The following is a 24,630-nucleotide window of genomic DNA, read 5'->3' as shown; positions in this document are numbered from 1 at the left end:
GCCGGGCGCGGGCCGTCATGGGTCAGGACGCGGCGACCGCGTGGCGGTGGGAGCCGGCGACCGAGCGGATCGTGACGTTGATGCGGTTCCAGGCGTTGATCTGGGCGATGGCGACCACGAGGGCGGCCAGGGACTTCTCGTCGAAGTTGTCGGCCGCGTCGTCCCACACCGCGTCGGGGACGCCCTCGCCGTCGGCCAGCCGCGTGACGGCCTCGGTCAGGGCGAGGGCCGCGCGCTCCTCCGAGGTGTAGTAGGGCGCCTCGCGCCATCCGGCGACGGTGAAGAGCCGTTCGTCGGTCTCGCCGGCGCGCTTGGCGGTGTGGTGGTGCATGTCCAGGCAGAACCCGCAGCCGTTGATCTGGCTGGCCCGGATCCGCACCAGTTCCAGCAGGCTGTCGGGAACGTCGCTGTGCCCGAGGTACGCCTCCACGGCCTGCATGGCGCGGTAGCCGTCGGCGGCGATCTTGGCGAAGTTGTTCATCCGTGGCTCCATGGCCGTCTCTCCTGTCATCGATGGTTCGAGCCGTACGGCGGGATCGCCGTACGGACGTCTTCGTGCGCCACAAGGGCTCTACCGGGGGACGGCCCCCGCCGCCCGCCGTCCGCGATCATTCGCCGGCACTCCGTGAGGTGGCGCATTCTAGATATCTCATATCCAGTTTTAGGCCCCACGTATCGCCCCTCCCCCGTGTCAACGTGATCTCAGCCGCGCCCGTACCAGCGCCGGACGGAGTCCTCCAGACGTGGCACGTGCCGCTCGGCCGCCACCTTGACCTCGGCGAGGGTCTGCGCCGCCAGCGCGCGGCGATAGGCCAGCTCCGCCTTGCGCATCGCGGTCGAGACCGCGCAGGGCGCGACGAAACTGCGCGCCGGCGACTCGGCGCCCGAGCCGCGCTGACGGATCTCGGTGCACTGGAACGCCTCGTCCGGCCCCTCGATCGCCGTGACCACGTCCAGCAACGTGATCTTGTCCAGCGGGCGCCCCAGGCGGAAGCCGCCGCGCGCCCCGGCCGTGGAGGTGAGGATCCCCGCGCGGACCAGCGCCTGCAACTGCTTGTTCAGGTAGGCGGGCGGCAGCTCGTAGCCCGCGGCGAGCCTGGCGGTCGAGACCGGCTGGTCGTCGCCGAGCCAGCCCAGCGTGAGGCAGCAGTGCACCGCCCACTCGACCCCTTCGCCCATCCGCATAACCTAGACACTACACCTCCAGATTGGCCGGGAGAAAGCCGGGGCCGGAGAACATCCGGCGGACGTCCGCGACACAGGTCCGACATCTCCGCGCCACCGGGCGTGCATCAGAACGTCATTGCCCGAAGATGTTCGGCCCCCGAGCCGTAAACCCATAATTGCGTGCGCCGAAGCAAATCCCCCCACACGAGGAGGGCTTCATGCGCCCGAGGCTCGCCGCCGCCGCACTGACCTTCGCACTGGCGGGAGCGATCTGCGCTCCCGCGTCCGCGTACGGCCTGCCGTCCGTGCCCCCGCACCTGGAGACGCCCCCGCTGTTCGACGACGAGGCGGGCGGCAACGCCAACGGCGACGACCCCGCCGTCTGGGTCCCCCCGGCGGGGCAGGGCAAGGCCGTGGTGATCGCGACGGCGAAGGACGCGGGGCTGTTCGTCTACGACCTCGCCGGCCGGGAGCTCCAGCACGTGCCCGCTTCCCCGGCGCCCGGTCCCGATCACGAGCGCGGCCGGTTCAACAACGTGGACGTCGCCTACGGCTTCGGCGGGCGCGATCTGGCGCTGGTGTCCGACCGCGGCGGCGACCGGCTCCGCATCTACGCGATCACGCGGGGACGGCTGACCGACGTCACCGACCCGGCGGCGCCGTTCATCTTCAACTCCACCCAGGAAGAGGTCGACGAGGCGGCGACCGCGTACGGCCTGGCCGCCTGGAAGGACGCCACGGGCACCTACGCGCTGGTCAGCCGCCGGCACCGGACCTCGCTCGGCCTGGTCAGGCTGGAGCCCCGCCCCGGCGGCACGGTCGGCTACCGCCTCGTCAGGACCCTGGACCTGCCCGCCTCCTTCACCCTCCCGGACGGGAGCGCCTGGGCCCCGTGCCTCGAGCCGGGCGAGGCCCCGCAGGTCGAGGGCATGGTCGTGGACCAGCAGGCCGACGTGCTGTACGCCGGGCAGGAGGACGTCGGCATCTGGCGGGTGCGCGCCGACCTCACCGGCGCCCCGGTGCTCGTGGACCGGGTGCGCGAGTACGGCGTGCCCGCGACGTACGACCCCGAGACCGAGGAATGCGCGCCCGGCGCCGACCCCGGGTACGGCGGCGGGCATCTGTCGACCGACGTCGAAGGGCTCACGATCTACTACCGGCGCGGCGGGCAGGGCTACCTGCTGGCCTCCAGCCAGGGCGACGACACCTTCGCCGTCTACCGGCGCGAAGGCTCCAACGCCTACGTCGGCGGGTTCCGGGTCGGCCCGCGGCCCGGCGTGGACGGCGCGGAGATCAGCGACGGCGCCGCCGTCGTCAACGTGCCGCTGGACGGCTTCCCGAACGGCCTGTTCGTCACCCACGACGGCGTCAACACCCCGGCCGTGCCCGACCGCGAGAACACCGACTTCAAGTACGTGAGGTGGGACGGGATCGCCGCCGCGCTCGGCCTGGCCGTGGACGCCCGCGGCTTCGACCCGCGCGGCTGACCCCGCCGGACGCCGCGCCGCCGGGCCCCCGTGCTCCGGCGGCGCGCGTTCCCGCGATCACTTGGCGAGCATGACGTACAGGCCGAGGACCAGGCCCGCGGCCACGACCAGGAAGCACAGGCCGGCGGCGACGCGGCCGGCGGCGCGGCCGTTCGCCAGGCCCACCAGGGCCAGCGAGTAGACGGCGACCAGGCCCGCGCCGGCGAGCAGCGCGGCCACGAGCACCTTCCACAGCGCGTCGAGGTCGATGTAGTCGTTCACGCGACGCCTCCCTTCACGGCCGGGGCCACGCCTCCGGCCCAGTCGTCGTTGACGTTCCCCGCGTGCACCGGGGCGCGGCGCGAGGCCAGGTAGAGGGCGCCGGACAGGATCAGCGTGACCGCGAAGACCACGGTGACCCCGGCCGCGCCGCCGATCAGGTTGGCGCCGCCCCAGGCCAGCGCGCCGACGAGCGCGGCGGCGGGCAGGGTGAGGAGCCAGGCGGTGACCATGCGGGTGGCCACACTCCAGCGCACCTCGGCCAGCCGCTTGCCGAGCCCGGAGCCGATGACCGAGCCGGTGCAGACGTGCGTGGTGGACAGCGGGAAACCGAAGTGCGAGGAGGCCAGGATGACGGCGGCCGACGAGCTCTCCGCCGCGAACCCCTGCGGGGTCTCGATCTCGGTCAGGCCCTTGCCCAGCGTGCGGATCACGCGCCAGCCGCCGATCCAGGTGCCGGCCGCGATGGCCGTGGCGCTGGAGGCGATCACCCACAGCGGAGTGCCCGCCTCCTTGCCGATCGCGCCCGCGGTGATCAGCGCCAGCGTGATGATGCCCATGGTCTTCTGGGCGTCGTTCGTGCCGTGCGCGAGCGACACCAGCGACGCCGAGCCGATCTGGCCGTACCGGTAGCCCCGGCTGCGCACGCCGTCCGCGACGTTCCTCGTCAGCGCGTACACCAGGTACGTGCCCACCGTGGCGACGAGGACGGCCGCGAGCGGCGCGAGCAGCGCGGGGATCAGCACCTTGGCGACGATCGCGGCGCCCTTGACCGCCGAGGCCCCCGCGGCGATCAGCGTGGCGCCGACGACCCCGCCGATCAGCGCGTGCGAGGAACTCGACGGGATGCCGAAGTACCAGGTGAGGAGGTTCCAGGCGAGCCCGCCGACCAGGCCGGCGAACACCACGGTGAGCGTGATGGCGCCGGTCTCGACGATGCCCGTCGCGATCGTCGCCGCGACCTTCAGGGACAGGAACGCGCCGGCGAAGTTCAGGATCGCCGACAGGGCGACGGCGATCTTGGGGCGGAGCGCGCCGGTCGCGATGGACGTGGCCATGGCGTTGGCCGTGTCGTGGAAACCGTTGGTGAAGTCGAAGGCCAGAGCCGTGATGACGACGACTGCGAGTAGCACGGTGTTCGCGTCCATACCGCGACCTATGACACGCCTGCTTCGATCTAATCCCCCGAACGCCGCCCGACTTGTGAAATTCATCGGCGCGTGGACACCGCGCCACTCCCTGGGAGGCCACCCGTCAAGTGACTTCCGGGCAGGTCAGCGGTCAAGTGATGGCGCGGTACCTGCCCCGCATGCGGACCAGAGGGGCGAGCGACGGCTCGACGTAATCGACGCCGAGCACCTGGGCCAGGAAGACGGTGTGGTCGCCCGCCGGGATGACGCGGGCCGTCTCCGCCTCCAGCGCGGCCACGCCGCCGTCCAGCACGAACGCCCCGGTGTGCCGTCCCCGGTGGTGCGGCGTGCCGGCGACCAGCAGGCGCGCGCTCGGGCGTCCCGGCGTGGCGAACCGGCTGGCCACCACGGCCTGGCCGCCGGAGAGCAGGCTGGCCGCCCAGCGGTCCTGGCGCAGCAGCACCTCGCACAGGTAGCCGGAGGCGGTCAGGCTGAGCAGCACCATGGGAGGGTCCGCGGAGAGGGAGCAGAAGGTGGTGACGGTGGTGCCGATGTCGTCACGGCCGTCCCGCACGGTGACCACGGCCACTCCCGCGGCGAGTTGCCGCATCGCCTCCGTGAACTCGTTCATGGCCCACTCCTACCACCGGCCGCCCCCGCCGTGAGACGGAGGACCCCTCGCGGAGGCGCTCCGCGAGGGGTCCGTCCACCGCCGGGATCAGGCGAGGCCGTTCTGGGTCAGCCAGTCCTTGGCGACGACCGGCGGGTCGTCCTTCTCGACGGCGACGCGCTTCATCAGGTCGACCAGCGCGTTGGTGTCGAGCTTGGCCGAGATGGCGTTCAGGGTCGTGCGGACGGTGTCGTTGGCGCCCGCCTTGTTGACGAGCGGGGTGACGTTCTGGGCGCTGAAGACGTTCTTCGGGTCCTGCAGCGGGACCAGACCGTTGATCAGGATCTTCGGGTCGGTCGTGAAGACGTTCCCCACCTGGACCGCGCCGCTCTTGATGGCGTCGGCCGTGGTCTCGCCGGTCGACTTCCACTCCTTGAACGTGATGCCGTACACGTCCTTGAACTGGGCCTCGCGGCGCTTCTTGAACTCCGGCGGGCCGCCGACCACGTAGTTCTTCGCCACCTTGGCGAGGTCCTCGATGGTGGTCAGGCCGTCCTTGGCGGCGGCCTCCTTGGTCACCGTCAGGGAGTCCTTGTCCTCGGCGGCCGAGGAGTCCAGGATCTCCAGCTCGGCGGGCAGCTTGGACTTCAGCTCGGCGTTGACGTCGTCCTTGCTCGCGGCGGTGCTCTTGGGGTCGATGAAGCCGAGCAGGCCGCCGTTGTACTCGGGCAGGACGGTCAGCGCGCCGGACTTGATCTGGTCGATGATCACCTCACGGCTGCCGATGTTGAACTTCTCCTCCACCTGGACGCCCTTGGCCTGCAGGGCCTGGGAGTAGATGGAGGCGAGCAGGACGTTCTCGGGGAAGTTGGCGGAGCCCACGACCACCTTGCCGGCGGACGCGGAACCGGAGGTCGTCGGCGCCACGCTGGCGCTCGTGCCGAGCGGATCCCCCCCATCGCCGCATGCTCCCAAAGTCAGCACCGCGGCCACCGTGACCGCCGCGGTGGCGAAGATTCGCCGCATCGTGCAATTCCCTTCTATTTCGGGGGGTAATGAGACTAGCGGACCGTGACCCGCCTGCTCACTCCCGGGGAGACGGCCACTCGCTGCAGCAGCGAGAAGGCGAGCTGCACGATCAGGGCGAGCCCGGCGACGAGCACCGCGCCCCCGATCGCGCTGGGGAAGTCCTTGGTGGCGAGCCCGTCGATGATGAAGCGGCCGAGCCCGCCGAGGCCGACGTAGGCGGCGACGGTGGCGGTGGCGACCACCTGGATCGCGGCCAGGCGCAGCCCGAGGAGTATCAGCGGCAGCGCGACCGGCACCGCCACCTTGACCAGCACCTGCCCGCCGCGCAGGCCCATGCCGTAGGCGGCGTCGCGCAGGTCCGCGTCCACGCCCCGCACGCCCTCGTAGGTGTTCACCAGGATCGGCGGGATCGCCAGGGCGACGAGCGGCACGAGCACCGGCCAGGTGGTGCCGACCCCGACCAGCAGCACGATGAGCACGACCAGGCCGAGGGTGGGCAGGGCGCGCGCGGCGTTGGCGGCGCCGACCACGAGCACGCCGCCGCGGCCGGTGTGCCCGGCCAGCAGCCCGAGCGGGATCGCGACGACCAGGGCGAGCACGAACGCCGCCACCGAGAACTCGACGTGCTCCAGCAGGCGCACGGGGATGCCGCTCGGACCCGACCAGTTCGCCGGGTCGCCGAAGAAGTCGGTCAGCCAGTTCACGTGCCCCTCCTCGCCCGGGCCCAGGGCGTCAGCAGGCGCTGCGCGAGGACGATGAGCCCGTCGGCGAGCACGGCCATCAGGATGATGAGCACGATGCCCACGATGATCGGCGTGTAGAACTGGCGCTGCCAGCCGTCGATGAACTGGTAGCCCAGCCCGCCGCGGCCGATCAGCGCGCCGACGCTGACGAGGCTGATGCTGGACACCATGGCCACCCGCACCCCGGCGAGCACCACGGGGACCGCGATGGGCAGCTCGACCAGCACCAGCCGCCGCATCGGCTTGAAGCCCATCGCCACCGCGGACTGCCGCACGCTGTCGGGGACGGCCGCGAGCCCGTCCACCACGCCCGGGATCAGCACGGCCAGCGAGTAGAACGTCAACGGGATGATCACGGTGGCGCGCTCGGCGAGCCCGGTGATCGGGAGCAGCACGATGAACACCACGAGCGACGGCAGCGAGTAGACGACGTTCATCAGCCCCACCGTCGGCTGGTAGAGCGCGCGCCAGCGGGCGCAGGCCAGGCCGACCGGCAGCGCGAGGACCAGCCCCAGCAGCACCGGGGTGACCGCCATGACCAGGTGGTCCAGGGCCTGCTGCTGGATGCTCGGCAGGTTGCGGCCGATCCAGTCCCACCGGATCAGCGGCTCGGCGTCACCCATCGCCCGGCACCGCCCTGGCGCGCGGCAGCGCCTCGTCCAGGACCTCCCGCGTGACGACGCCGGCGAAGCGGCCGTCCTCGTCGACCGCGATGGCCGCCCCGGACGGCGCGAGCAGGGCGGCGTCCAGCGCGGTGCGCAGCGAGTCCTTCTTCACGTCGAAGGAGCCGAACGGCAGGAGACCGTCGCCGCCGTCGGCGCGCCACCCGGCCGGGCGTCCGTCCTCGTCCAGCACGACCGACCAGCCGGGCACGTCCGGCTCGGCGCGCAGGGCGAGGACGGACGCCGGGACGAACGACAGGCGGCGGATGCCGCGGTCCTTGCCGAGGAAGCCCTCCACGAACGCGTCGGCCGGCTCGGCGAGCAGGGTCGCGGGGTCGGCGAGCTGCGCCAGGCGTCCGCCGACCCGCAGGACGGCCACGTGGTCGCCGAGCTTGACGGCCTCGTCGATGTCGTGGGTGACGAACACGATGGTCTTGCGCAGCTCGGCCTGCAGCCGCAGCAGCTCGTCCTGGAGGCTGGTGCGCACGACCGGGTCCACGGCGCTGAACGGCTCGTCCATGAGCAGCACGGGCGGGTCGGCGGCGAGCGCCCTGGCCACGCCGACACGCTGCTGCTGCCCGCCGGAGAGCTGGAAGGGGTAGCGACCGGCGAGCTTGGTGTCGAGGCCGACGCGCTCCAGCAGCTCCATCGCCCGGGCGCGGGCCTTCTTCTTGTCCCAGCCGAGCAGGTACGGCACGGTGGCGACGTTGTCGACGATCTTGCGGTGCGGGAAGAGGCCGGCCTGCTGGATCACGTAGCCGATGCCCCGGCGCAGCGTGGGCGGATCGATCGACCTGACGTCCCGGTCGTCGAGGAGGATGCGCCCCTCGGTCGCGTCGATCATGCGGTTGATCATGCGCAGGGAGGTGGTCTTGCCGCAGCCGGAGGGCCCGACGAAGACCGTGACGGCTCCGGTCGGGACCTGGAGGCTGAGATTGTCGACGGCGACCGTGCCGTCCCCGTAACGCTTGGTGACGCCTTCGAATGTGATCACGCACGACCTCGTGCTTCTCGGCCGGGCATGGCTAACCCGGAATCGTCGAGTCGGTTGCACACGGCTACCACCCGCTCGGCAGCCCCCACGGTAGGTGACGGCCGGACCGCGGGTCCACTTGATCTCCCCCGGGCACAGCCTACGATCATCTCCACCATCTATCCCAGGACACCCCTCATGGCCATTTGTCGGAACGGCCGAAAGAACCGCACTCTCCCCCGGAGGCGGCTCCGAACTGGCGATTTCGCGATATCTATCAAACTTGCATCGATCGGTGCGGCGGTCGTGACACGCTTGGCATGATTGGTTACAGGGCCTCCTGAGTCCCCCGCTCCTCTCTAACCTCCTCAGCCAGGCCAAACCCCCAAGCCCGCCAGAGAATTCCAGAGGAACCGGCCGTGACCCCTTCGCTCATCGATCGCCGCCCGAGGGCCGAGCTGATCGCCGAGCTCTACGACCGTCACGCCGCCGGGCTGTTCGCCTACATCCACGACCAGCTCGGTGACACCGCCTCCGCCGCCGAGGCGCTGGTGGCGGTACTCACGGGCGTCCCGGCCGTCGAGACCCCGCGCGCGGCGCTGTACGCGCTCGCCCGCCGCGAGATCTACCGGCGCGACGTCACCTACGCCTTCCCCACCGTCGACGCCGCCACCGACCCGGCGACCGCGCTCATCGAACGCGTCGTGCGCGAGGTCCGGCCCCACCAGCGCGAGGTGCTGCTGCTGTCCGCGGTCTGCGGACTCGACACGGCCGAGCTCGCCTGGGTGCTGGACGTCGCGGCCGACACCGCCGAACAGCTCGACATCAGCGCCCGGCACCGCTTCACCCGGTCGCTGGCCTCCGCCGTCGCCGCGGCCCGGTCGGGGACGCCGATGCCGGCCCCGGTGACCGAGGTGTACGAGGCGCTCACCGTCGCCCCCGCCGAGGACGCCCTGGCCCGGCTGCCCTGGCGCTCGCCGCCCACGGCGCTGCGCGCGCAGGTGCTGAACGGCGTCCCGGACGAGGCGGGCGCCGCGCCCGGCGCCCGGCGGGACGCCAGGAACCTGTGGCCGACCACGCCCCGGTGGCCGCTGCCGCTGGCCGAGCCCGACCCCGTCACCGCCACCGGCGTCTTCCCCGCCGCGGAGCTGTCGCCGCCGGAGCCGGGCGTGCGGTCCCGGCACGAGGCCACGACCGAGCCGATGCCGAAGGTGCGCGACGCCGCTCCCCCGGGCGCGCTCGCCGCACCGGTCCCGGCCCCCGCTCCGGCGTCCGCGATGCCGCTCGCCGCCCCGGTCCCGGTCGAGGCGCTGGACGACGACATTCCCCTGAAGTCCGAGCACGCCTCGCCCCCGGACTCGGCGTTCGGCAAGGCGCTGGCCACCGGGCAGTGGCCCACGTTGCGGCGCACGTTCAAGCCGCTGCCGCGCAGACGGCGGCCCGCCAAGGCGCCCGACAGGCTGGTCGCGGCCGAGCCGGCCGAGGAGTCCCCCGCCGCGCCGGTGGAGGCGACGGCGCCGGCCGAGGAATCGGCCGTGGAATCGATCGCGGCACCGGCCGTGGAGGCGGCCTCGGCGCCGGCGGCCGCGGGCCAGGGAACGTCCGAAACGGCCGAGATCCAGGCGGTCGTCCTGGCGGACGACACGGTCGGTGATCCGGTCAACGCCCCTGCGGCCGAGCCCGTGGCGAGCGACGCGGCGGCACAGGCGGACGTGACGCTGGACGCCCCGGAGCCCCCGGCCGCCGAGTCGATGGCGGAGGAGCCCGGGTCCGCGTCGGTGACGGCCGAGGCCGTCCTGCCCGCCGATCAGTCCGTCGTCACGCCGGACGCGGAGGGCAAGAGGCGGCGGTGCCGCCACAAGAAGGCCAAGCCGGTCAAGGTCCGCGAGCGCCACTACGACCTGCTGTGGGAACTGTTCGGCATCCTGCTCTGCATCGCCATCGGCCTGCTGGTGTTCTTCGCCGTCCCCACGATCGTGACGCCCTGAGGCCGGTCGCTCAGGAACTTCAGCGCGAGAGCTGGAAACGGACGGTGCCGGTGGCGTGGTCGCCGATGCCGACCGTGCCGCGCACCTCGACGGTGACCTCGCCGCCCTCGCGGGCCGCGACGGTGCCGTTGAAGGTGAGCGTGTCCCCGGCGTAGGCGGGCACGCCCAGGCGGACGTTGATGCTGCGGATCAGCGCCTCGGGTCCGACCCAGTCGGTGACGTAACGCTCGACCAGGCCCATCGTGGTCAGGATGTTCAGGACGACGTCCGTGTCGCCGTGGACGACGGCCCTGCCGGCCTCGTGCGGGACCGGTCCGTGCTCCATGGTCGCGAGCGCGGCTACGGTGGCGGGCGTGACGGCGACGCGCCGCGGGGGGAGCGTGGCGCCGCGGGCGAGGTCGTCGTCCGACAATGTGCGCATGACGGCTCCCATGGCGCCCGTCAGGGCGGAGTCGATTGGTTCGATCGGGCCGCGGACAACCCGCACCGGCATAGCGATACCCACCTTTTCCTGGTCGCATTCCTCATGTTCCCGGCAACACGCCGCACCTTCCGGTGATCGAGTTACGGCCACGACGAAAAGCGGCGCGATTTCGGATACCCGGGCGGCGCGTGGTTCACGAGGAGGCCGCGGGCCTCGCTCGCCACGGCGCACGTCCGCCCCCTCGATCACCTGGGGCGAGGCGGTCCGGGTGGACGCGGGTCCCGCCGCCGGAGCGGCATTTCCGGATTCGTAGGTGCGCCGTCGCGTACACCGTCCCAGAAAATCCGCACTTCTGGCCGCCCTCTGGTTCTCAGGGATACGACCGCCGCCCCCCGGGCGCGAATTCGTCCCCCGGGGACGAAACTTCATCACCTGGACCGGCATTCTCCGGCGGAAATCCTCCCCACCGGCGGCCACGGCCCGTTCCTTGTGCCGAGGAAAGAGAAGCCGATCAGCAGGCCCGTGAGATCTCCGCCTCCCGCGGAATAGAACACATTACAATCCGAGCCCGAAATGGTTTTCGGAAGGCACTTCCGCATATGGATCTGTCGCCCGGAGGACAAGGATGACCGGTATTCCGGCTAACCGGTCGGTAACAAAGCCCGCTTGGGTGATATCCGGTAACGTGTTCTCATGCGAACCCCGCATACCGCGGCCCCTCCCGGCGAGGGCACGCCTGCGGCGCACTCCTCCGTTCCCCCCGCCTCGAGCGTCCGCACGCGCGGCCAGCACCAGCGGCGCAAGCGCATCGTCCAGGCGGCGGCCGCGCTGGCGTCCCGCGGCGGGGTCGAGGCCATGCAGATGAGAACGGTCGCCGAGCGCGCGGGCGTCGCCCTCGGCACGCTGTACCGCTACTTCCCCTCCAAGATGGACCTGGTCGTCGCGGTCGTCAGCGAGGAGTTCGACCTCCTGGAGACGAGCATCGAGCGCCGGCCGCCGAGCGCCGCCACCCCGGCGGGGCGCGCGGTGGACGTCCTCATGCGGGCCACGCGCGGCCTCATGCGCGAGCCCGAGCTCGCCGACGCCCTGATCCGCTCTCTGATCATGGCCGAGGTCGAGGCGCCGTTCGGCGACCGCATGGCCGGTCTGCTGCTGCGCGTCTCGGCCAGAGGTCTCACGCTGGAGACGGCCACCGAGGAGCAGTACGCGCTCGCCGGGTCGCTGGCGGGCGTGTGGGTGCACGAGCTGCTCGAGATCCTGCGCGGGCGGCGCACCTACGAACAGCTCCAGCGCCGCATCGAGATCGCCGCCGGCCGCCTTTTCGCCGGCCTCTGAGACGCCGCCTCCGCGCACCTGGGGCTCCGGGTGCTTCCGTTCCGGCCCGCTGCGCCGGAAGACCCGCCACATAGACTCATAGACATCCGACGTCTGGTGCTCAGCGCGAGAACACAGGGGTGGTGAGTTCGTGGCGGTCACGGACGCCGCAATCGACAGGATCAAGGAAATGATCGTCTCGGGCGAGCTCGCCCCCGGAGCCCGGTTGCCGAAGGAGGCCGACCTCGCCGAACGCCTCGGCCTCTCGCGCAACTCGCTGCGCGAGGCGGTGCGCGCGCTCGCGCTCATCAACGTGCTCGACGTCCGCCAGGGCGACGGCACGTACGTGACCAGCCTGGAGCCCCGCCTCCTGCTGGACGCGCTGTCGTTCGTCGCCGACTTCCACCGCGACGAGACCGTCCTGGAGTTCTTCCAGGTTCGCCGCATCCTGGAGCCGTCGGCCACGGGCCTGGCGGCCGTCCACATGGACGACGCCGCGGTGCGGGAGCTGCGGGCCATCCTCGACGAGCTGCCCCAGGAGCCGAGCGCCGAGGACCTCGCGGCCAACGACCTGCGGTTCCATCGGCGCATCGCCGAAGGGTCGGGCAACGCCGTGCTGGCCGCGCTGCTGGAAAGCCTGTCCGGCCCCGCCACCCGCGCCCGCGTCTGGCACGGCCTCACCCAGGACGGCGCGGCGGCCAGGCTCAGGGAACAGCACACCGCGATCTACACGGCCATCGCGTCCCGGCAGCCCGACGTCGCCCGCGCCTGGGCCACGGTCCACGTCGCCGGCGTCGAGGAATGGCTACGCCGCCCCACCTGACACGCAGACCGCCCCCGTCGCCCGCGCCTCAGCCCGCGCGCTCAGGATGTCGAGGTAGCGCCGGTCGAGCGCGCCGATCCGCGCGCCTGGACGACCTGGTGGACGCACGCTGGGTGCGTACCCCCATATTTCACAACACCTAATTCCCTATTAGGCGCGTCCCCTTATCGTGCGGGACTCTGGAGCGAGCAACTCGGGGACAGGTAAAGCGGCCCTCAAAGCACCTAAACAGCGCATCCAGGAGCGACAAGGATGAAAGCCGCAGCACAACAACCCCTATAGCCATCCATTCAGGTCAACCGATCACAGCGTCGCGATCTCCTGTGGCAAGGTTAAGTCTTTGAAGGTTAGTGAAGACAAACCGTGCCCACAGGAGGTACAGTTTTGACTGTACAGCGAGGGACGTGCCCGGACTGCGGTCGCATCTACTATGAGTGGGGGCCCGCCAAGATGATCGAGGCAGCGCGAACTCGCGATGGAGAGTACAGAGCAGATGGCTTCATCGGAATGCTCGAGTCTTCGCGTAGCAAGAAAGACGCGACGCGGCTCGCGGATATTCTGATCCGTTTTGAGCGATACGCCCACACCGGCTCGCTTCCGGTGCCACGGGAACTCAACGATCTCCGTGATGGCATAAAGGAAATAAAGGCCGGGGACGTTCGCCTGCCGTTCTTCGACGTCGTCAGGTCCTCCGCTGCGGCCATCCGGCTCACCAGCGGCTTTCTGAAGAAGTCCTGGAAGACGCCGAGGAAGCACATCGACGAGGCCGTCTGGGTCAGGAAGGAGGACCTCGCGTCGTGAGAAACCTGTACGACCGATTCGCGGCCACTGTCAGGGGTGCGAGAGCCCTTGCCGCCGCGCGACTCCGCCACGAGGTCCTGGCGACGCTCCATCAGGCGCTTCAGTTGTGCGGTCTTTCTCAGAGCGAGGTCGCGGAAGAGCTCGGACTCCGGCGATCGGCGGTGAACCAGGTCTTTCGCGGAGACGGGAACGTGAGGATCAACACCCTCGCGGACTATCTGCACGCCATGGGCTTCGAGGCCGATGTCCGGCTGGTACGGGCGGGAGAACCGCGAAGCGCCACCGTCCAGCAGCGCGCGGTGCGCCCGGCCACCCGCGACTGGCGCGTCCGGGTTCCTCAGGCGACGGCATCGGGCGTGTTCCTGACCCGTGAGAGCGAAGGTCGGCCCATTTTCGTCGAATGGAACTCCACGCCCATCGGCACCACGAACGGCATCCGACTGGTGGCGGAGGTTCATCCCGTGGACCCGCGTGTCCCCTCTCCCGAGACCTACATATCGCTGGGCACGGCCCCGCTGGTCACGACATGACGACCGGCAAGGAACCGCCAGGAGCCGTCGACGCCCTCGTCGAACGCATAAGCGACCGGGTCGAACTCCAGGACATCACCCCCGTGGCCTTCTCGGCGGAGCGACTCAAGCCCGGTGACGGAGTCGAACTGAAGATGGCCCTGGCCTCCGCGGCCGCCACCGCCGACGGCTCGCTCTCGTACAAGTTCGACCTGACCGGAAGGGTTCTGGACGGCGACGACGAAAGCATCGTCACGTTCAGCGTTTCCATGGTGGTGACCTATGTTCCGCGCGACCCCGACCATGAGGCGTTGACCGAGGACACCTCCGCGCTCAAGGTCTTCGGCGAGCAGGTCGCCTGGGTCGAGGTCTATCCCTACCTGCGAGAGGCCGTCCAGGCGGTGTTGGGCCGTCTGCGCATCCACGCGTTCCAGCTGCCGATGCTACGGCCCGCGAGTGGCCTCGAAGCCGATGTGACGGGTTAGAGCGGAAGCCGTCGTTCCACGCCCGGCCCCTCGTGGTGCGGTGGGCGTCTAGAATCCCAGAACGCCGGTTTCGGGGGCGTTTGGGAGGGGTTGTGGACCTCAATTACTACAAGACGCTGATCGCGGTGGCGGATGACTGCCCGGTGAGCAGTGGGGTCGTTCCCGAGGGGCGGGGTGGGCGCAGGAGCGTCGCCGTCGTGCAGTACGAGATGCTGGCCGGCAGTCCGTATGTGTACACGCAGGAGGACGTGCTCTTCGAGTCCTGGCTCAGGCGACAGGACATGCCGGATATTTCGGAGGATCGTCGCCAGGCGCTGCGGGACGAGTTCTTCTCCCGGTCGCAGGCGTGTCTCAGGGCCTCGCCCCTGCCCAAGAAGTACGGGTGGGGGCTCGCGTTCGACGCCGAGGGCAGGGTCGCGCTGTGCCCGATGGAGTCGCGGGAGTACGGCGAGCTGCGCGACGACGCGGACACGACCGTGCTGAAGGCGCTGCGCTCGCGCCGCGCCTGACGGCAGGACGATCACGACCACGCGCGGGGCGCGACGTGGTAGGGATGGACACATGTCACCGCCGAGTCCCCTCCTGAGCGGCGACCCGCGGGAGCTCGGCAGGTACGCCATCGCCGGCCGGATCGGCAGAGGCGGCCAGGGCACCGTCTACCTCGGCACCTCCCCCGAGGGCGCCAGGGTCGCCGTCAAGCTGATGCACTCGCGCCTCGACGACGAGAAGGCGCGCCGCAGGTTCGCCGGCGAGGTCGAGGCGGTACGGCGGGTGGCGCCGTTCTGCACGGCGCAGGTCCTGGACGCCGACCTCGACGACGACCGTCCGTACATCGTCAGCGAGTACGTCGAGGGCGTCTCGCTGCAGGAGCACATCCGCGCCGAGGGGCCGAGGACCGGCGGCGCCCTGGACCGCATCGCGGTCGGCACGGCCACCGCGCTGGCGGCGATCCACGCGGCCGGGGTCGTCCACCGCGACTTCAAGCCGGGCAACGTGCTGCTCGGCGCGGACGGCCCCCGGGTCATCGACTTCGGCATCTCGCGCCTGATGGACATGACGGTGACGACGGGCCGGGTGCCGGTGGGCACGCCCGCGTACCTGTCGCCCGAGCAGCTCAAGGGCGAGCGCGCCGGCCCGGCGGCCGACCTGTTCGGCTGGGCCCTCACGGTCGCGTTCGCGGCCAGCGGGCGGCACGCCTACGCCGCCGACTCCTACGAGGCGATCCTCGGCCGCATCCTGTTCGGCGAGGCCGACCTGGACCCGCTGACCGGGCCGCTGCGGGAGGTCGTCGTCGCGTGCCTGGCGGAGAGCCCGGCGCGGCGCCCGACCGCGGAGGAGGTGCTGCGCCGTCTCATCGGCAGGGGCGCGGACGTCCTGGCGGCGGTGCCCGCGCCGGACGAGCGGGCCGACGCCGAGACGGCGCCGACCTCGCCCCTTCCCCGCCAGGACCTCCCCAGCGACGCGTCGACCTCGCCGCGTCCCCGTCAGGACGTCCACGCCGCCGCGTCGACCGCTCCGCTCCCCCGCCACGACGTCCACGCCGCCGTCCGGGAGGCGGAGCCCGGCCACGCCGGTGAGACGGGCGGGCGGGCCGGGCGGCGCGGGCCGTGGTGGCCGGGCGTCATCGCGGGCGGGACCGTGCTCGTGACCGTGGCGGCGGCCGGCGCGATGTGGTGGTCGAACGCGCGCGTGCCAGAGGCCGGCGTGTTCCCGTACACGGGCCGATGGGTGGGCGACGCCGAGTACCCGTCGGCGGGACGGGTGTTCCCCGTGGAGATGCGCCTGTCGGGGCCGTCCGCGCCGGGCCGCATGCTGTGGGGCGAGGACCTGCACTGCACCGGCCGGCTGACCAGGACCGGCCACGACGCCACGACGGTGACGTACCGCTTGGACCAGGTGCGCGGCGAGGAGTGCTATCCCGGCACGGTGGCGGTCAGCCCCTCGGCCGCGCGGCGGCTGACGTTCCGGGTCACGCGGGCGGGCGAGACCGCGCCCCGGTACTCGGGCACGGCCGCCCGCGCCTCCTGACCTCCGGGGTCAGAACTCGGCGTTGACGCAGGCCAGGCGGGGTCCCGCGGTGCCGGCGCGGCCGGCGTCGGTGTGGGTGTGCTCGGCGTGGATCACGACGGAGCGCGGGCGCCTGTCGGTGAACCTCCAGTCCGGCGCGGTACGCGCGGAGGCGTCGCCGTGGGCGTCGGTGGTGAAGTCGAGCCAGACCTCGTTGCCCGCGTTGGCGTAGGCGGGGTCGGTGGAGGGGGACTTGGGGTCCTGTTTGTGCTGGTAGTGCGGGCCGGCGTCCTCGCCCTTGGCGCCGCAGGGCTTCATGTGCACGTGGGCGCCGTAGGAGCGGTTCGGCTGCAGCCCGTGGAGGCGCAACTGGATGACGGAGTGCCCGTCCGCGCCGGGCAGGTAGGCGACGGCGACGGCCGCGCCGGGCGGGACGAGCTTGGCGTCGTAGGTGGTGGCGTGTTGTCCGGAGGTGTAGGGGCCGAACCGGCCGAGGGTGAGGATCGGGTCCTGTCCGGCGGGCCGCACCGGGTCGTGGCCGCTGTGCGCGCCGGGGGCCGCGGCGCCCGTTCCGAGTACCGCCAGGAGCAATGCGGCCGTCCCCGTCCATCCCGCACGTACCGCCTTCATGAGCGCGTCCTTTCCTCGCCGTCCGGCCGAGCCGCCGGGCTTTTTCGCCGATATACCCGGATATGACAGCCCATCGGGCCAATGTGGCGTTAAAAGTGCACAATGGAAATCCATTTCCCGGCTGTTCCCCATACCTGGCGAATCGGATAAATGCCGAAATATCGGTGCGCACCACCCCCGCCTGCCCTGATAGCATCCGGAACGTGACGACCCGGCCACGAACGGCTATGCGGCGGAGCCAGGCCATGTCGCCGGACGTGCGACTTGACGCGACAGGGGGGTCATAATAGAACACGTTCCAGAAATAGTCCGAGCAAGCGCTTGAGCGACGCCCTGGGTGGTCATATGGAAATCAACCTCGTCGACCAGGACCATTACGCGCGGCACGGCGCCCCGCACGATCAGCTCACGTGGCTGCGCGCGAACGATCCGATGTTCTGGCACGAGGGCGACGCCGTCCGCGGCTGGCCCGGCTTCTGGGCCGTCACCAAGCACGAGGACGTCGTCCACGTCTCACGCAACTCCGGCCTCTTCTCCTCCAGCCGCAGGCTCGCGCTGTTCAACGAGCTGCCGGAGCCGCAGCTGGAGCTCCAGCGCATGATGATGCTCAACCAGGACCCGCCCGAGCACACCCGCAGGCGTTCCCTGGTGAACCGCGGCTTCACGCCCCGGCAGATCAACGCCCTCGAAACCCACATCCGCGACATCTGCCACGACCTGCTGGACGAGGTCGCCGCCAAGGGCGCGATCGACTTCGTCAGCGACGTCGCCGCGCCCCTCCCCCTGTACGTCATCTGCGAGCTGCTCGGCGCTCCGCCCGAGGACCGGGACAAGCTCTTCGAGTGGTCCAACCGCATGGTGGGCTCCGAGGACCCGGAGTACGCCACCGAGCCCTCGGTCGGCGCCAACGCGGCCATGGAGGTCTACGCCTACGCCAACAGGCTCGCCGAGGAACGCCGCGCCCGCCCGCGCCCCGACATCGTCACCAAGCTGCTCCAGCCGGACGAGAACGGCGAGACGCTGAGCGAGAGCGAGTTCGACCTGTTCGTCCTGCTGCTCATCGTGGCGGGCAACGAGACCACGCGTAACGCGGCCTCGGGCGGCATGCTCGCCCTGTTCGAGCACCCCGAGCAGTGGGAGCGCCTGGTCGCCGACCGTTCCCTCGCCCGCACGGCCGCCGACGAGATCGTGCGATGGGTCTCCCCGGTGAACCTGTTCCGCCGCACCGCCACCCGCGACACGGTCCTGCGCGGCAAGAAGATCAAGGAAGGCGACAAGGTCGTCGTGTTCTACACCTCGGCCAACCGCGACGAGGACGTCTTCGCCGACCCGTGGACCTTCGACATCGCCCGCGACCCCAACCCGCACATCGGCTTCGGCGGCGGAGGCGCCCACTTCTGCCTGGGCAACCACCTCGCCAAGCTGGAGCTTCGCGTCCTGTTCGAGGCCATAGCGGAACGCATCCCCACCCTGCGCGGCACCGGCGAGGCCCGGCGCCTGCGCTCCAACTTCATCAACGGCATCAAGAGCCTGCCCGTGGAGGTCTGACCCCGCGGGTCACTGGTAGCCGCGGATCCTCTGGAACACCTCGGCCAGGGAGGCGGGGGCGGCGTCGAAGGCCAGCCCGCCGGTCAGCTCGGCCAGTCTCCGCATCTCGGCCCTGCGCGAGTCGCCGAAGACGACGGCGAACAGGGGCGGCGCGCCCTCAGGAAAGCGCCGGTACACGCGGGTGAACCCGGCGAGGTCGAGGCCGTCCGTGCGCCGCCCGTCGGTGAGCAGGACGACCGACTCGATGCGGGCAGGGTCCTCGGCGTGCTGGGCCCGGATGATCCGGTAGGCCGCGACGACGGCGTCGTACGCCGCGGTGCCGCCCCCGGCCCTGAGGTCGGCGATGTGGCGGCGGATCCGCGCGAGCACCGGCCCCGCCGCCCGCGCAGGGATGCGGAACGTCACCGGCCGCCCCGGGACCGTGGCGAAGGGGAGGAAGGTGACCTGCTCGCGGGTCTCGAAGCGGCTGAGACGCGCGGCCAGGTCGTCGTCCGCCCCGGTCAGGGCCGACAGGGCGCGTTTCAGCGCGGCGAGGCGCCGCCCCTCCATCGACCCGGACGTGTCCAGCACGTAGATCGTGCGCCCGGGGCGGCGCAGCCGGCCGCGGTAGGCGCCGACCAGCTCGTCCACGGTGGCGAGCGAGGCGGGAAAGGGCAGCTGGAACGGACGGTGCCCCGCGAGGTCCGGGGTCAGCGCCACGCCGCCGATGATCGGGCGGCGGTGTGTGACCCGCATGATCTCGTCCTGGACGCGTGGGGTGCGAAGGTAGCGGGTCAGGCGCTGGTAGGCGTCCTTGGCGGCCGGCGCGGAGGCCAGCAGGGAGAGCGGATAGGTGGCGGTGATCACGCCGTCCGACGGATATACCAGGACGAGCTGCTCGGGCGGCGCGGCCCGGTTGAACGCGATCAGCTCGGATTCGTAGGTGATCAGCCCGTCCGCGACCGGCCGCTGCCCGCCGCGGAGCTGCCGCAGGTAGGCGCCGGTGAGCCAGTCCGCCGAGTCCGCCTTGAGCACCTGCGCGTGGAACAGCCCGGACAGCTCCGCCGAGACCCGGGGGATGTCCTCGCGCCGCAGGGCCGAGCCGTGACCGGCGACGGCGGTGGCCACGGCGACCAGCGCCGACAGCCCGGCGTGGGTCTTGGCCGGGTCGGCCATGCCGAAGGTGAACCTCCCCTGGCTCGCGGCGCGGGCGATGTCGGCCCACGTCACCGGCGTCCGGTCCCAGCCGAGGCGGCGCGCCGCCTCCGCGCGCAGACCGAGGATCACCGGCGAGCCCATGATCTCGGCTGAGCCGTCGTAACGGGCGGCGGCGGAGGAGGACAGCCGCAGGTAGTTCTCCGAGGCGAACCATGTGGCGTCGTACACGCCGTCCGCCTTGCCGTCGAGCACCGTCTGCGTGCCGACCAGGCTCGGCACCTGGGTGAGCCGCACCGTGACCCCGGTGGCCGCGGCGGCCTCGCGCAGGATCGGCGCCATGTCCCCGAGGTTGCTGCCGCTCAGCACCTTGAGCGTGTACGGCGTGAGGCTCGGGGACGGCCGCGCGGCCGGGACGCCCGGGGAGGTGCAGGCGGCGAGCACCGCGACCAGAAGCACGGCGGGCCAGGCGCGCGCCAGGGCCCGCCGTGCCCCGGGGCTAGTCGGCGCGTTTCGCTTTGACGGCATCGACGAGTTCCTTCATGACGGACGCCTCGGGCAGGGGGACGGGGAACAGTTTCGCCGGGACCGTCAACCGGTGCGCTCGCATGTCCGTGGCGAAGTCGAACCGCGCGCAGCGGAAGCCGTAGACGTTCTCGGCCAGCCGCTGGACGGCGTCGGAGGTGAAGAGGCGGGCCGCGGCCGCCGTCGTGCCCTTGGCGTTGACCGGCACGAGGATGTTCTCGGACATGACGGCGGGCGTCAGGTACATCATGACGGCGTCGTCGGGCAGCCGCGGCGGCTTGGCCAGTCGCGCGCCGATGTAGTCGGACTCGTAAGCGAGCACCATGGGCGCACCATTAATGAGATTTGTCTGATATGCCGTGAAAACCCGGTCCGCCGACGGGAGCAGCTGCCCGAGTTCCCGGAACGCCGGAGCGATCTTGCCCGCGACCGACCCGGCCTGCTTTTCGTCGGCGACGACGTTACGGCGGTTGAGCGCGTACCCGGCCGACGCCAGGAACATTTTCCCCAAGTTCGCCTGCGCGGGATCGGGGACCGTGAGCAACACCCGGTTGGGATTGTCGTAGAAACGATTACCCGCGATCTTGTCCCATCTGACGCCGGCGCGCACGACGTCCAGGTATTTCTCGACGTCGAATCGCCACGCGCCGTCGGCGTCGGCGACCGCCACGCGCAGTTCTTCCAGCAATGGCAGCAAAGGGCGCCATGTGAGAACCACGAGCGGAGTGCTGTACACGGAGATCTGGGGGGCCTGGTAGCGGACGTCGTCCAGCAGCTTCCTCCTGACCTGCTGGGCGGTCGCGATCCCCGCCGGAAAAGCGATGTCGTAGGTCACGAGGTTCTGGCTGTCGGCGATCTCGCCGGAGCCGAAACCCTCGGTCATCTGGAGGTCGAGCCCGCCGTCCTCGAAGATCTTGGCGAGCGCGTCTCCCTGGAGGAACGCGCGGTTGCTCGCTCCGCCCGCGGCCACCATCTTGACCGGCGCCAGGCGGTGGACGACCGGCGCGGGACGCGAGGTGCGCAGCGCGCCCGCGATCAGCGCCACGTTCATGACCATGACGACGACGACGTACATCCACCGCCGTCGCGCCCGGCTCATTCCGGCCCTCCCAGAATCGGCTTTCCCGGCCTTTTCCGATTCCCCCGCCGAGCCGACCCGCGGCGAAGGCGCCGCCGGTCTCGCCCCGCCCTCTATCCCCACACTTCATAGTGGCATTACCGGGTACTCGCGCGCGCGAATTACCAGCACGAAAAGCGACCGATCCCGCCTTTTCCGGACCCCGCGCGCCTCGACCTGAAGCGCGAACCGGGACGCGCATGACATGATGCGCTCGTGTCAGACACCGGCGTGGCCGTCATCCAGGCGGTGGCATCCCTGTTGGCCGGAGCATTGAGCGGTCAGGGAATCTGGCAGCTCATCGACAAAATGAGCGCCGCACGTGCCGCGCGCGCCGACGCGCGCACCGCCGGCGGCAATATTCCGCTCGCCTGGCTTTCCCCGACGCTCGGCATGCTGACGTGGGGGCTCGCCGCGTTCACGGTCCTTCTCCGCCTGGCGAACGGACCCTCGGCGGAGGGATCCGTGGCGCAGTTGCGCACCGTCATCGAATGGTCGTGCTATCTGGCCATCCTCGCGGGTTCGCTGGTCATCAGCGTGGCCGCCCGGAAGAACCGGGACGACATCCCGCTCGGCGTCATCGGCGTGCTCGCCGCCTCCGGAGCGCTCTTCGCCGTGCTCACCGCCGGGTGACGCTGCTCCCCCGGCATCAGCCGGCCCCGGCGGGCGTACTCCCGGGGGCGTAGCCCGAACGCCGCTGTGCGGGGGACGACCGGGGGCGGGGGTCTCGGACACGATTCTCGGTGCCAACTATCCGAGGAGACCCCCATGCGCAAGGCCTACGTCGCCGTTGCCGGGCTCATGTTGCTCGCCGTGATCGCGCAGTTCTACTTCGCGGCCGTCGGCGCGTTCGACAGCGCGCACGACGACGACTCGTTCGCGCTGCACAGCATGACCGGCATGATGATCATCCCTGTCCTGTCCATCCTCGCCACGGTCGCCGCCGCCGTCGCCAAAGCGCCCGGGCGGATGATCGGGATGACGATCCTCCCGCTCGGTCTCGTCATCGTCCAGGTCCTGATCATCGTTCTGGGCGGGTTGTTCAACGACAGCGCCGACAACACCACCCCGGTGAGCCTCGCCATCCTGGGCCTGCACGCCCTCAACGGGATGGCCGTCATGGGCGTGTCGGGAACGGTGTTCGCGCAGGCGCGGAAGTTCGCGGCCGTGCCCGCGGCCACGTCCGCGACGGCCCCGGACGCCGCCGCCCCGGTGTCATGACGGTCGAGACGCTCATCGTCCTCGATCTGCTCGCCGGGGCGCTGGCCACGGCGGGCTGGCTCGGCGCGGGCGCGGCGGCGGCGGCACGGCGCGCGGGCGTGGCGCTCGCGCTCGCCGCCGTCGCGCTCGTGGCGACCCTCGCCCGGTGCGCGACGACGCTCGGGCTCGCGGGCGCCGGCTGGTGGTTCGCCCAGGAGAAGATCACCCTCACCCTGCCGCTCGCGGTCGCCGGCGCCCTCGCCGCCGCGTCGATCGCCGGCCCCCGCCTGCTCACGACCGCCCGGGGACGCCGGCCTTCGCCGGACCCGGACCCGGCCGTGCTCGTCCCCCTGTTCGGGGCCGGGTACGCCGCGGTGGCCGGGCCCGCGGTGACGTTGCTGGCCGGGTATCCGGCGGCGGCGAGCACCGTTCTCGTCACGCTCGCCCTGGTGGCGGGGGCCGTCCTCGTGACCTGGCGCGTGGTCGCCGGATCCCTGCCGGGTGCGCGCGCCGCGACGGCCACCTTGCTCGCCGCCGCCGTCGCCGGGACCGGCCTGGCCTTCGTGCCCGCGGAGACCACCGACACGGGCGGCGGCACGGCGTCGTCCCTCTCACACCACGGCACCACGTCCCTCTCCGGCGGCGGCGCCGCGTCCCGCTCGCACGAGATGGCGATGCCCGGCATGTCCCCTGTGTCGGCGGACGCGGTCGCCGAGGTCCCGGTCACCTCGCTGCGCGGGCCGTCCACGCCCGAACCCGGAGGGACGATCCGCCGGTACGACCTCACCGCGCGCACCGCCACGATCCGGCTCGCGTCCGGCAAGCAGGTCGAGGCGTGGACGTTCAACGGCCGCGTGCCCGGCCCGCCGATCACCGCCGTCCAGGGCGACCTCGTCGAGGTGCGGCTGCGCAACGACGACATCGCCTCCGGGGTGACCCTGCACTGGCACGGCTACGACGTGCCCTCGGGCGAGGACGGCGTCCCCGGCCTGACCCAGGAGGCGGTCCTGCCCGGCCAGGAGTTCGTCTACCGGTTCCGCGCGCTGCAGGCGGGCACGTACTGGTACCACACGCACGAGGTCTCCGACCTGGGCGTCCGCATGGGCCTGTACGGCACTCTGATCGTCTCGCCCCGACCGGCCGAGGACCCGACCGGCAAGACCGACACGACCGGCACGACCGCGTCCTCGCAGGTCGCCGCATCGGGGGAACTCGACCTGGTTCTTCCCGCCCACACGTTCGCGGGGACGACCGTGCTCGGCGACCAGGACCGGCCGATCGAACGCGCCGCCGCTTCGGGCGCTCCCGTACGGCTGCGGCTGATCAACACCGACAACACCCCTCGCCGTTTCGCGCTGACGGGCACGACGTACCAGGTGGCGGCCATCGACGGCAGGAACCTGAACCAGCCGGGCCCCCTGGACCGCGCGCTGCTGCGCCTGCCGGCGGGCGGGCGTTACGACCTCGTCTTCCCCATGCCGTCCACCCCGGTGGTCCTGCTCGTGGACGGCCGCCCGGGGCTCCGCCTCAGCCCGGGCGCGACGCCGGGCGCCGGCGTCCCCGTGGCGGACACCTCGGGCTGGCCCGAGTTCGACCCGCTGGCCTACGGCCGGCCCGCCGCGACCCCGTTCACCGCGTCCAGCCGGTTCGACAGGAACTTCGACCTCGTCCTGGACCGGGGGCTGGCCATCACCAACGGCCGCCCGGCCTACGCGCACACCGCGAACGGCCGCGCCTTCCCGTCCATCCCCACCGAGACGGTGCGCGAGGGCGACCTGGTCCGCCTGACCGTGGTGAACAGAAGCCGTGAGACGCACCCGTGGCACCTGCACGGGCACACGGTCCTGGTGCTGTCCCGCGACGGCCGCCGCCCGGCGGGCGCGCCCCTGTGGCTGGACACCTTCGACGTCCAGCCGGGCCAGGTCTGGGAGGTCGCCTTCCGCGCCGGCAACCCCGGCCTGTGGATGAACCATTGTCACAACCTCGGCCACGCCGATCTCGGCATGGCCCTGCACCTGGCCTACGACGGCGTGACGAGCCCCTTCCACGGCGCGCACGGCGGCTGA

26 protein-coding genes are annotated in these 24,630 nt (G+C 71.5%); 13 read left to right on the top strand and 13 right to left on the bottom strand.

Annotated features, from left to right (window positions below; all coding sequences use genetic code 11):
• Positions 1-22: 22 nt before the first annotated feature.
• Positions 23-493: a carboxymuconolactone decarboxylase family protein gene (locus tag BJ981_RS17330; protein ID WP_184612364.1), complete on the bottom strand. Its 471-nt coding sequence runs from the start codon at positions 491-493 to the stop codon at positions 23-25.
• A 209-nt stretch (positions 494-702) separates the two neighbouring features.
• Entirely contained in the window at positions 703-1,185 is a 483-nt protein-coding gene (locus BJ981_RS17325) for an RrF2 family transcriptional regulator (RefSeq protein ID WP_204070221.1), read from the bottom strand.
• A gap of 200 nt (positions 1,186-1,385) precedes the next feature.
• Between BJ981_RS17325 and BJ981_RS17320 the strand changes: the two genes are divergently transcribed.
• Positions 1,386-2,654 (top strand): phytase, encoded by a 1,269-nt coding sequence (locus BJ981_RS17320; protein ID WP_184612362.1) that lies wholly within the window; start codon positions 1,386-1,388, stop codon positions 2,652-2,654.
• Positions 2,655-2,711: 57 nt separating this feature from the next.
• On the opposite strand, the gene BJ981_RS17315 is transcribed toward BJ981_RS17320, so the two are convergent.
• From BJ981_RS17315 to BJ981_RS17285, 7 genes are all read right to left on the bottom strand, one after another.
• A complete protein-coding gene (locus tag BJ981_RS17315; protein WP_184612361.1) occupies positions 2,712-2,915 on the bottom strand; it encodes a hypothetical protein in 204 nt (67 codons plus the stop codon).
• Positions 2,912-4,045 carry an inorganic phosphate transporter gene (locus tag BJ981_RS17310; RefSeq protein WP_275422296.1) on the bottom strand — a complete coding sequence of 378 codons (1,134 nt, stop codon included), beginning with the start codon at positions 4,043-4,045 and terminating at the stop codon, positions 2,912-2,914. Before BJ981_RS17310 ends, BJ981_RS17315 begins: the two co-directional genes overlap by 4 nt.
• A 148-nt stretch (positions 4,046-4,193) precedes the next feature.
• On the bottom strand, positions 4,194-4,673 hold the full coding sequence (locus BJ981_RS17305; protein WP_184612359.1) for a flavin reductase family protein: 480 nt from the start codon (positions 4,671-4,673) through the stop codon (positions 4,194-4,196).
• Between the two features lie 87 nt (positions 4,674-4,760).
• Complete coding sequence (locus BJ981_RS17300; protein WP_184612358.1) at positions 4,761-5,678, bottom strand: ABC transporter substrate-binding protein; 918 nt, start codon at positions 5,676-5,678, stop codon at positions 4,761-4,763.
• Between the two features lie 35 nt (positions 5,679-5,713).
• Positions 5,714-6,385, bottom strand: a complete 672-nt coding sequence (locus BJ981_RS17295; protein ID WP_184612357.1) for an ABC transporter permease — start codon at positions 6,383-6,385, stop codon at positions 5,714-5,716.
• Positions 6,382-7,047 carry an ABC transporter permease gene (locus tag BJ981_RS17290; RefSeq protein ID WP_184612356.1) on the bottom strand — a complete coding sequence of 222 codons (666 nt, stop codon included), beginning with the start codon at positions 7,045-7,047 and terminating at the stop codon, positions 6,382-6,384. The genes BJ981_RS17295 and BJ981_RS17290 overlap by 4 nt, the downstream gene beginning before the upstream one ends.
• On the bottom strand, positions 7,040-8,080 hold the full coding sequence (locus BJ981_RS17285) for an ABC transporter ATP-binding protein (RefSeq protein ID WP_184612355.1): 1,041 nt from the start codon (positions 8,078-8,080) through the stop codon (positions 7,040-7,042). The genes BJ981_RS17290 and BJ981_RS17285 overlap by 8 nt, the downstream gene beginning before the upstream one ends.
• A gap of 398 nt (positions 8,081-8,478) precedes the next feature.
• Here BJ981_RS17285 and BJ981_RS17280 point away from each other — a divergent pair, with 398 nt between their 5' ends.
• The gene (locus BJ981_RS17280; RefSeq protein ID WP_184612354.1) at positions 8,479-10,047 is read left to right on the top strand and encodes a hypothetical protein; all 1,569 of its coding nucleotides are present in this window, start codon (positions 8,479-8,481) and stop codon (positions 10,045-10,047) included.
• Between the two features lie 19 nt (positions 10,048-10,066).
• On the opposite strand, the gene BJ981_RS17275 is transcribed toward BJ981_RS17280, so the two are convergent.
• A complete protein-coding gene (locus BJ981_RS17275) occupies positions 10,067-10,540 on the bottom strand; it encodes a hotdog family protein (RefSeq protein ID WP_260324657.1) in 474 nt (157 codons plus the stop codon).
• Between the two features lie 624 nt (positions 10,541-11,164).
• On the opposite strand from BJ981_RS17275, the gene BJ981_RS17270 reads away from it, so the two are divergent.
• From BJ981_RS17270 to BJ981_RS17240, 7 genes are all read left to right on the top strand, one after another.
• Complete coding sequence (locus BJ981_RS17270) at positions 11,165-11,806, top strand: TetR family transcriptional regulator (protein ID WP_184612353.1); 642 nt, start codon at positions 11,165-11,167, stop codon at positions 11,804-11,806.
• A 130-nt stretch (positions 11,807-11,936) separates the two neighbouring features.
• Positions 11,937-12,608 (top strand): FadR/GntR family transcriptional regulator, encoded by a 672-nt coding sequence (locus BJ981_RS17265; protein WP_184612352.1) that lies wholly within the window; start codon positions 11,937-11,939, stop codon positions 12,606-12,608.
• A gap of 450 nt (positions 12,609-13,058) precedes the next feature.
• Entirely contained in the window at positions 13,059-13,409 is a 351-nt protein-coding gene (locus BJ981_RS17260; protein ID WP_184612351.1) for a hypothetical protein, read from the top strand.
• Positions 13,406-13,939, top strand: coding sequence for a helix-turn-helix domain-containing protein (locus BJ981_RS17255; protein ID WP_184612350.1), 534 nt, complete (start codon positions 13,406-13,408; stop codon positions 13,937-13,939). The genes BJ981_RS17260 and BJ981_RS17255 overlap by 4 nt, the downstream gene beginning before the upstream one ends.
• A complete protein-coding gene (locus BJ981_RS17250) occupies positions 13,936-14,403 on the top strand; it encodes a hypothetical protein (protein WP_184612349.1) in 468 nt (155 codons plus the stop codon). The genes BJ981_RS17255 and BJ981_RS17250 overlap by 4 nt, the downstream gene beginning before the upstream one ends.
• A 92-nt stretch (positions 14,404-14,495) precedes the next feature.
• Positions 14,496-14,912 carry a DUF6157 family protein gene (locus BJ981_RS17245; protein ID WP_204070220.1) on the top strand — a complete coding sequence of 139 codons (417 nt, stop codon included), beginning with the start codon at positions 14,496-14,498 and terminating at the stop codon, positions 14,910-14,912.
• A gap of 52 nt (positions 14,913-14,964) precedes the next feature.
• Positions 14,965-16,431, top strand: coding sequence for a serine/threonine-protein kinase (locus BJ981_RS17240; RefSeq protein ID WP_184612347.1), 1,467 nt, complete (start codon positions 14,965-14,967; stop codon positions 16,429-16,431).
• Positions 16,432-16,440: 9 nt separating this feature from the next.
• Here BJ981_RS17240 and BJ981_RS17235 read toward each other — a convergent pair whose 3' ends face one another.
• Entirely contained in the window at positions 16,441-17,040 is a 600-nt protein-coding gene (locus tag BJ981_RS17235; RefSeq protein WP_184612346.1) for a superoxide dismutase family protein, read from the bottom strand.
• Between the two features lie 345 nt (positions 17,041-17,385).
• Between BJ981_RS17235 and BJ981_RS17230 the strand changes: the two genes are divergently transcribed.
• Positions 17,386-18,588 carry a cytochrome P450 gene (locus BJ981_RS17230; RefSeq protein ID WP_184612345.1) on the top strand — a complete coding sequence of 401 codons (1,203 nt, stop codon included), beginning with the start codon at positions 17,386-17,388 and terminating at the stop codon, positions 18,586-18,588.
• A gap of 9 nt (positions 18,589-18,597) precedes the next feature.
• On the opposite strand, the gene BJ981_RS17225 is transcribed toward BJ981_RS17230, so the two are convergent.
• Together BJ981_RS17225 and BJ981_RS17220 are read right to left on the bottom strand one after the other, a co-directional pair.
• The gene (locus BJ981_RS17225; protein WP_184612344.1) at positions 18,598-20,250 is read right to left on the bottom strand and encodes a vWA domain-containing protein; all 1,653 of its coding nucleotides are present in this window, start codon (positions 20,248-20,250) and stop codon (positions 18,598-18,600) included.
• Complete coding sequence (locus BJ981_RS17220; RefSeq protein WP_184612343.1) at positions 20,222-21,346, bottom strand: hypothetical protein; 1,125 nt, start codon at positions 21,344-21,346, stop codon at positions 20,222-20,224. Before BJ981_RS17220 ends, BJ981_RS17225 begins: the two co-directional genes overlap by 29 nt.
• Before the next feature lie 249 nt (positions 21,347-21,595).
• Between BJ981_RS17220 and BJ981_RS17215 the strand changes: the two genes are divergently transcribed.
• The 3 genes from BJ981_RS17215 to BJ981_RS17205 all read left to right on the top strand — a co-directional run bounded on the left by BJ981_RS17215 (position 21,596) and on the right by BJ981_RS17205 (position 24,630).
• Complete coding sequence (locus tag BJ981_RS17215; protein ID WP_184612342.1) at positions 21,596-21,997, top strand: hypothetical protein; 402 nt, start codon at positions 21,596-21,598, stop codon at positions 21,995-21,997.
• A 135-nt stretch (positions 21,998-22,132) separates the two neighbouring features.
• Entirely contained in the window at positions 22,133-22,585 is a 453-nt protein-coding gene (locus BJ981_RS17210) for a DUF6220 domain-containing protein (protein WP_184612341.1), read from the top strand.
• Positions 22,582-24,630 (top strand): multicopper oxidase family protein, encoded by a 2,049-nt coding sequence (locus BJ981_RS17205; RefSeq protein WP_184612340.1) that lies wholly within the window; start codon positions 22,582-22,584, stop codon positions 24,628-24,630. Before BJ981_RS17210 ends, BJ981_RS17205 begins: the two co-directional genes overlap by 4 nt.

This window comes from Sphaerisporangium krabiense, from assembly GCF_014200435.1.
In the GTDB taxonomy this organism is placed as follows: Bacteria; Actinomycetota; Actinomycetes; order Streptosporangiales; family Streptosporangiaceae; genus Sphaerisporangium; species Sphaerisporangium krabiense.
The sequence above is the reverse complement of the archived record's forward strand: the minus strand, read 5'-3'. Positions and strand labels throughout refer to the sequence as shown.

Coding starts and splice junctions, on each gene's coding strand:
- BJ981_RS17205 (WP_184612340.1), top strand. CDS start 22,582: ATGACGGTCGAGACGCTCATCGTCCTCGATCTGCTCGCCGGGGCGCTG.
- BJ981_RS17290 (WP_184612356.1), bottom strand. CDS start 7,047: ATGGGTGACGCCGAGCCGCTGATCCGGTGGGACTGGATCGGCCGCAAC.
- BJ981_RS17275 (WP_260324657.1), bottom strand. CDS start 10,540: ATGCCGGTGCGGGTTGTCCGCGGCCCGATCGAACCAATCGACTCCGCC.
- BJ981_RS17235 (WP_184612346.1), bottom strand. CDS start 17,040: ATGAAGGCGGTACGTGCGGGATGGACGGGGACGGCCGCATTGCTCCTG.
- BJ981_RS17250 (WP_184612349.1), top strand. CDS start 13,936: ATGACGACCGGCAAGGAACCGCCAGGAGCCGTCGACGCCCTCGTCGAA.
- BJ981_RS17230 (WP_184612345.1), top strand. CDS start 17,386: ATGGAAATCAACCTCGTCGACCAGGACCATTACGCGCGGCACGGCGCC.
- BJ981_RS17225 (WP_184612344.1), bottom strand. CDS start 20,250: ATGCCGTCAAAGCGAAACGCGCCGACTAGCCCCGGGGCACGGCGGGCC.
- BJ981_RS17270 (WP_184612353.1), top strand. CDS start 11,165: ATGCGAACCCCGCATACCGCGGCCCCTCCCGGCGAGGGCACGCCTGCG.
- BJ981_RS17325 (WP_204070221.1), bottom strand. CDS start 1,185: ATGCGGATGGGCGAAGGGGTCGAGTGGGCGGTGCACTGCTGCCTCACG.
- BJ981_RS17320 (WP_184612362.1), top strand. CDS start 1,386: ATGCGCCCGAGGCTCGCCGCCGCCGCACTGACCTTCGCACTGGCGGGA.
- BJ981_RS17240 (WP_184612347.1), top strand. CDS start 14,965: ATGTCACCGCCGAGTCCCCTCCTGAGCGGCGACCCGCGGGAGCTCGGC.
- BJ981_RS17300 (WP_184612358.1), bottom strand. CDS start 5,678: ATGCGGCGAATCTTCGCCACCGCGGCGGTCACGGTGGCCGCGGTGCTG.
- BJ981_RS17305 (WP_184612359.1), bottom strand. CDS start 4,673: ATGAACGAGTTCACGGAGGCGATGCGGCAACTCGCCGCGGGAGTGGCC.
- BJ981_RS17210 (WP_184612341.1), top strand. CDS start 22,133: ATGCGCAAGGCCTACGTCGCCGTTGCCGGGCTCATGTTGCTCGCCGTG.
- BJ981_RS17330 (WP_184612364.1), bottom strand. CDS start 493: ATGGAGCCACGGATGAACAACTTCGCCAAGATCGCCGCCGACGGCTAC.
- BJ981_RS17260 (WP_184612351.1), top strand. CDS start 13,059: ATGATCGAGGCAGCGCGAACTCGCGATGGAGAGTACAGAGCAGATGGC.
- BJ981_RS17220 (WP_184612343.1), bottom strand. CDS start 21,346: ATGAGCCGGGCGCGACGGCGGTGGATGTACGTCGTCGTCGTCATGGTC.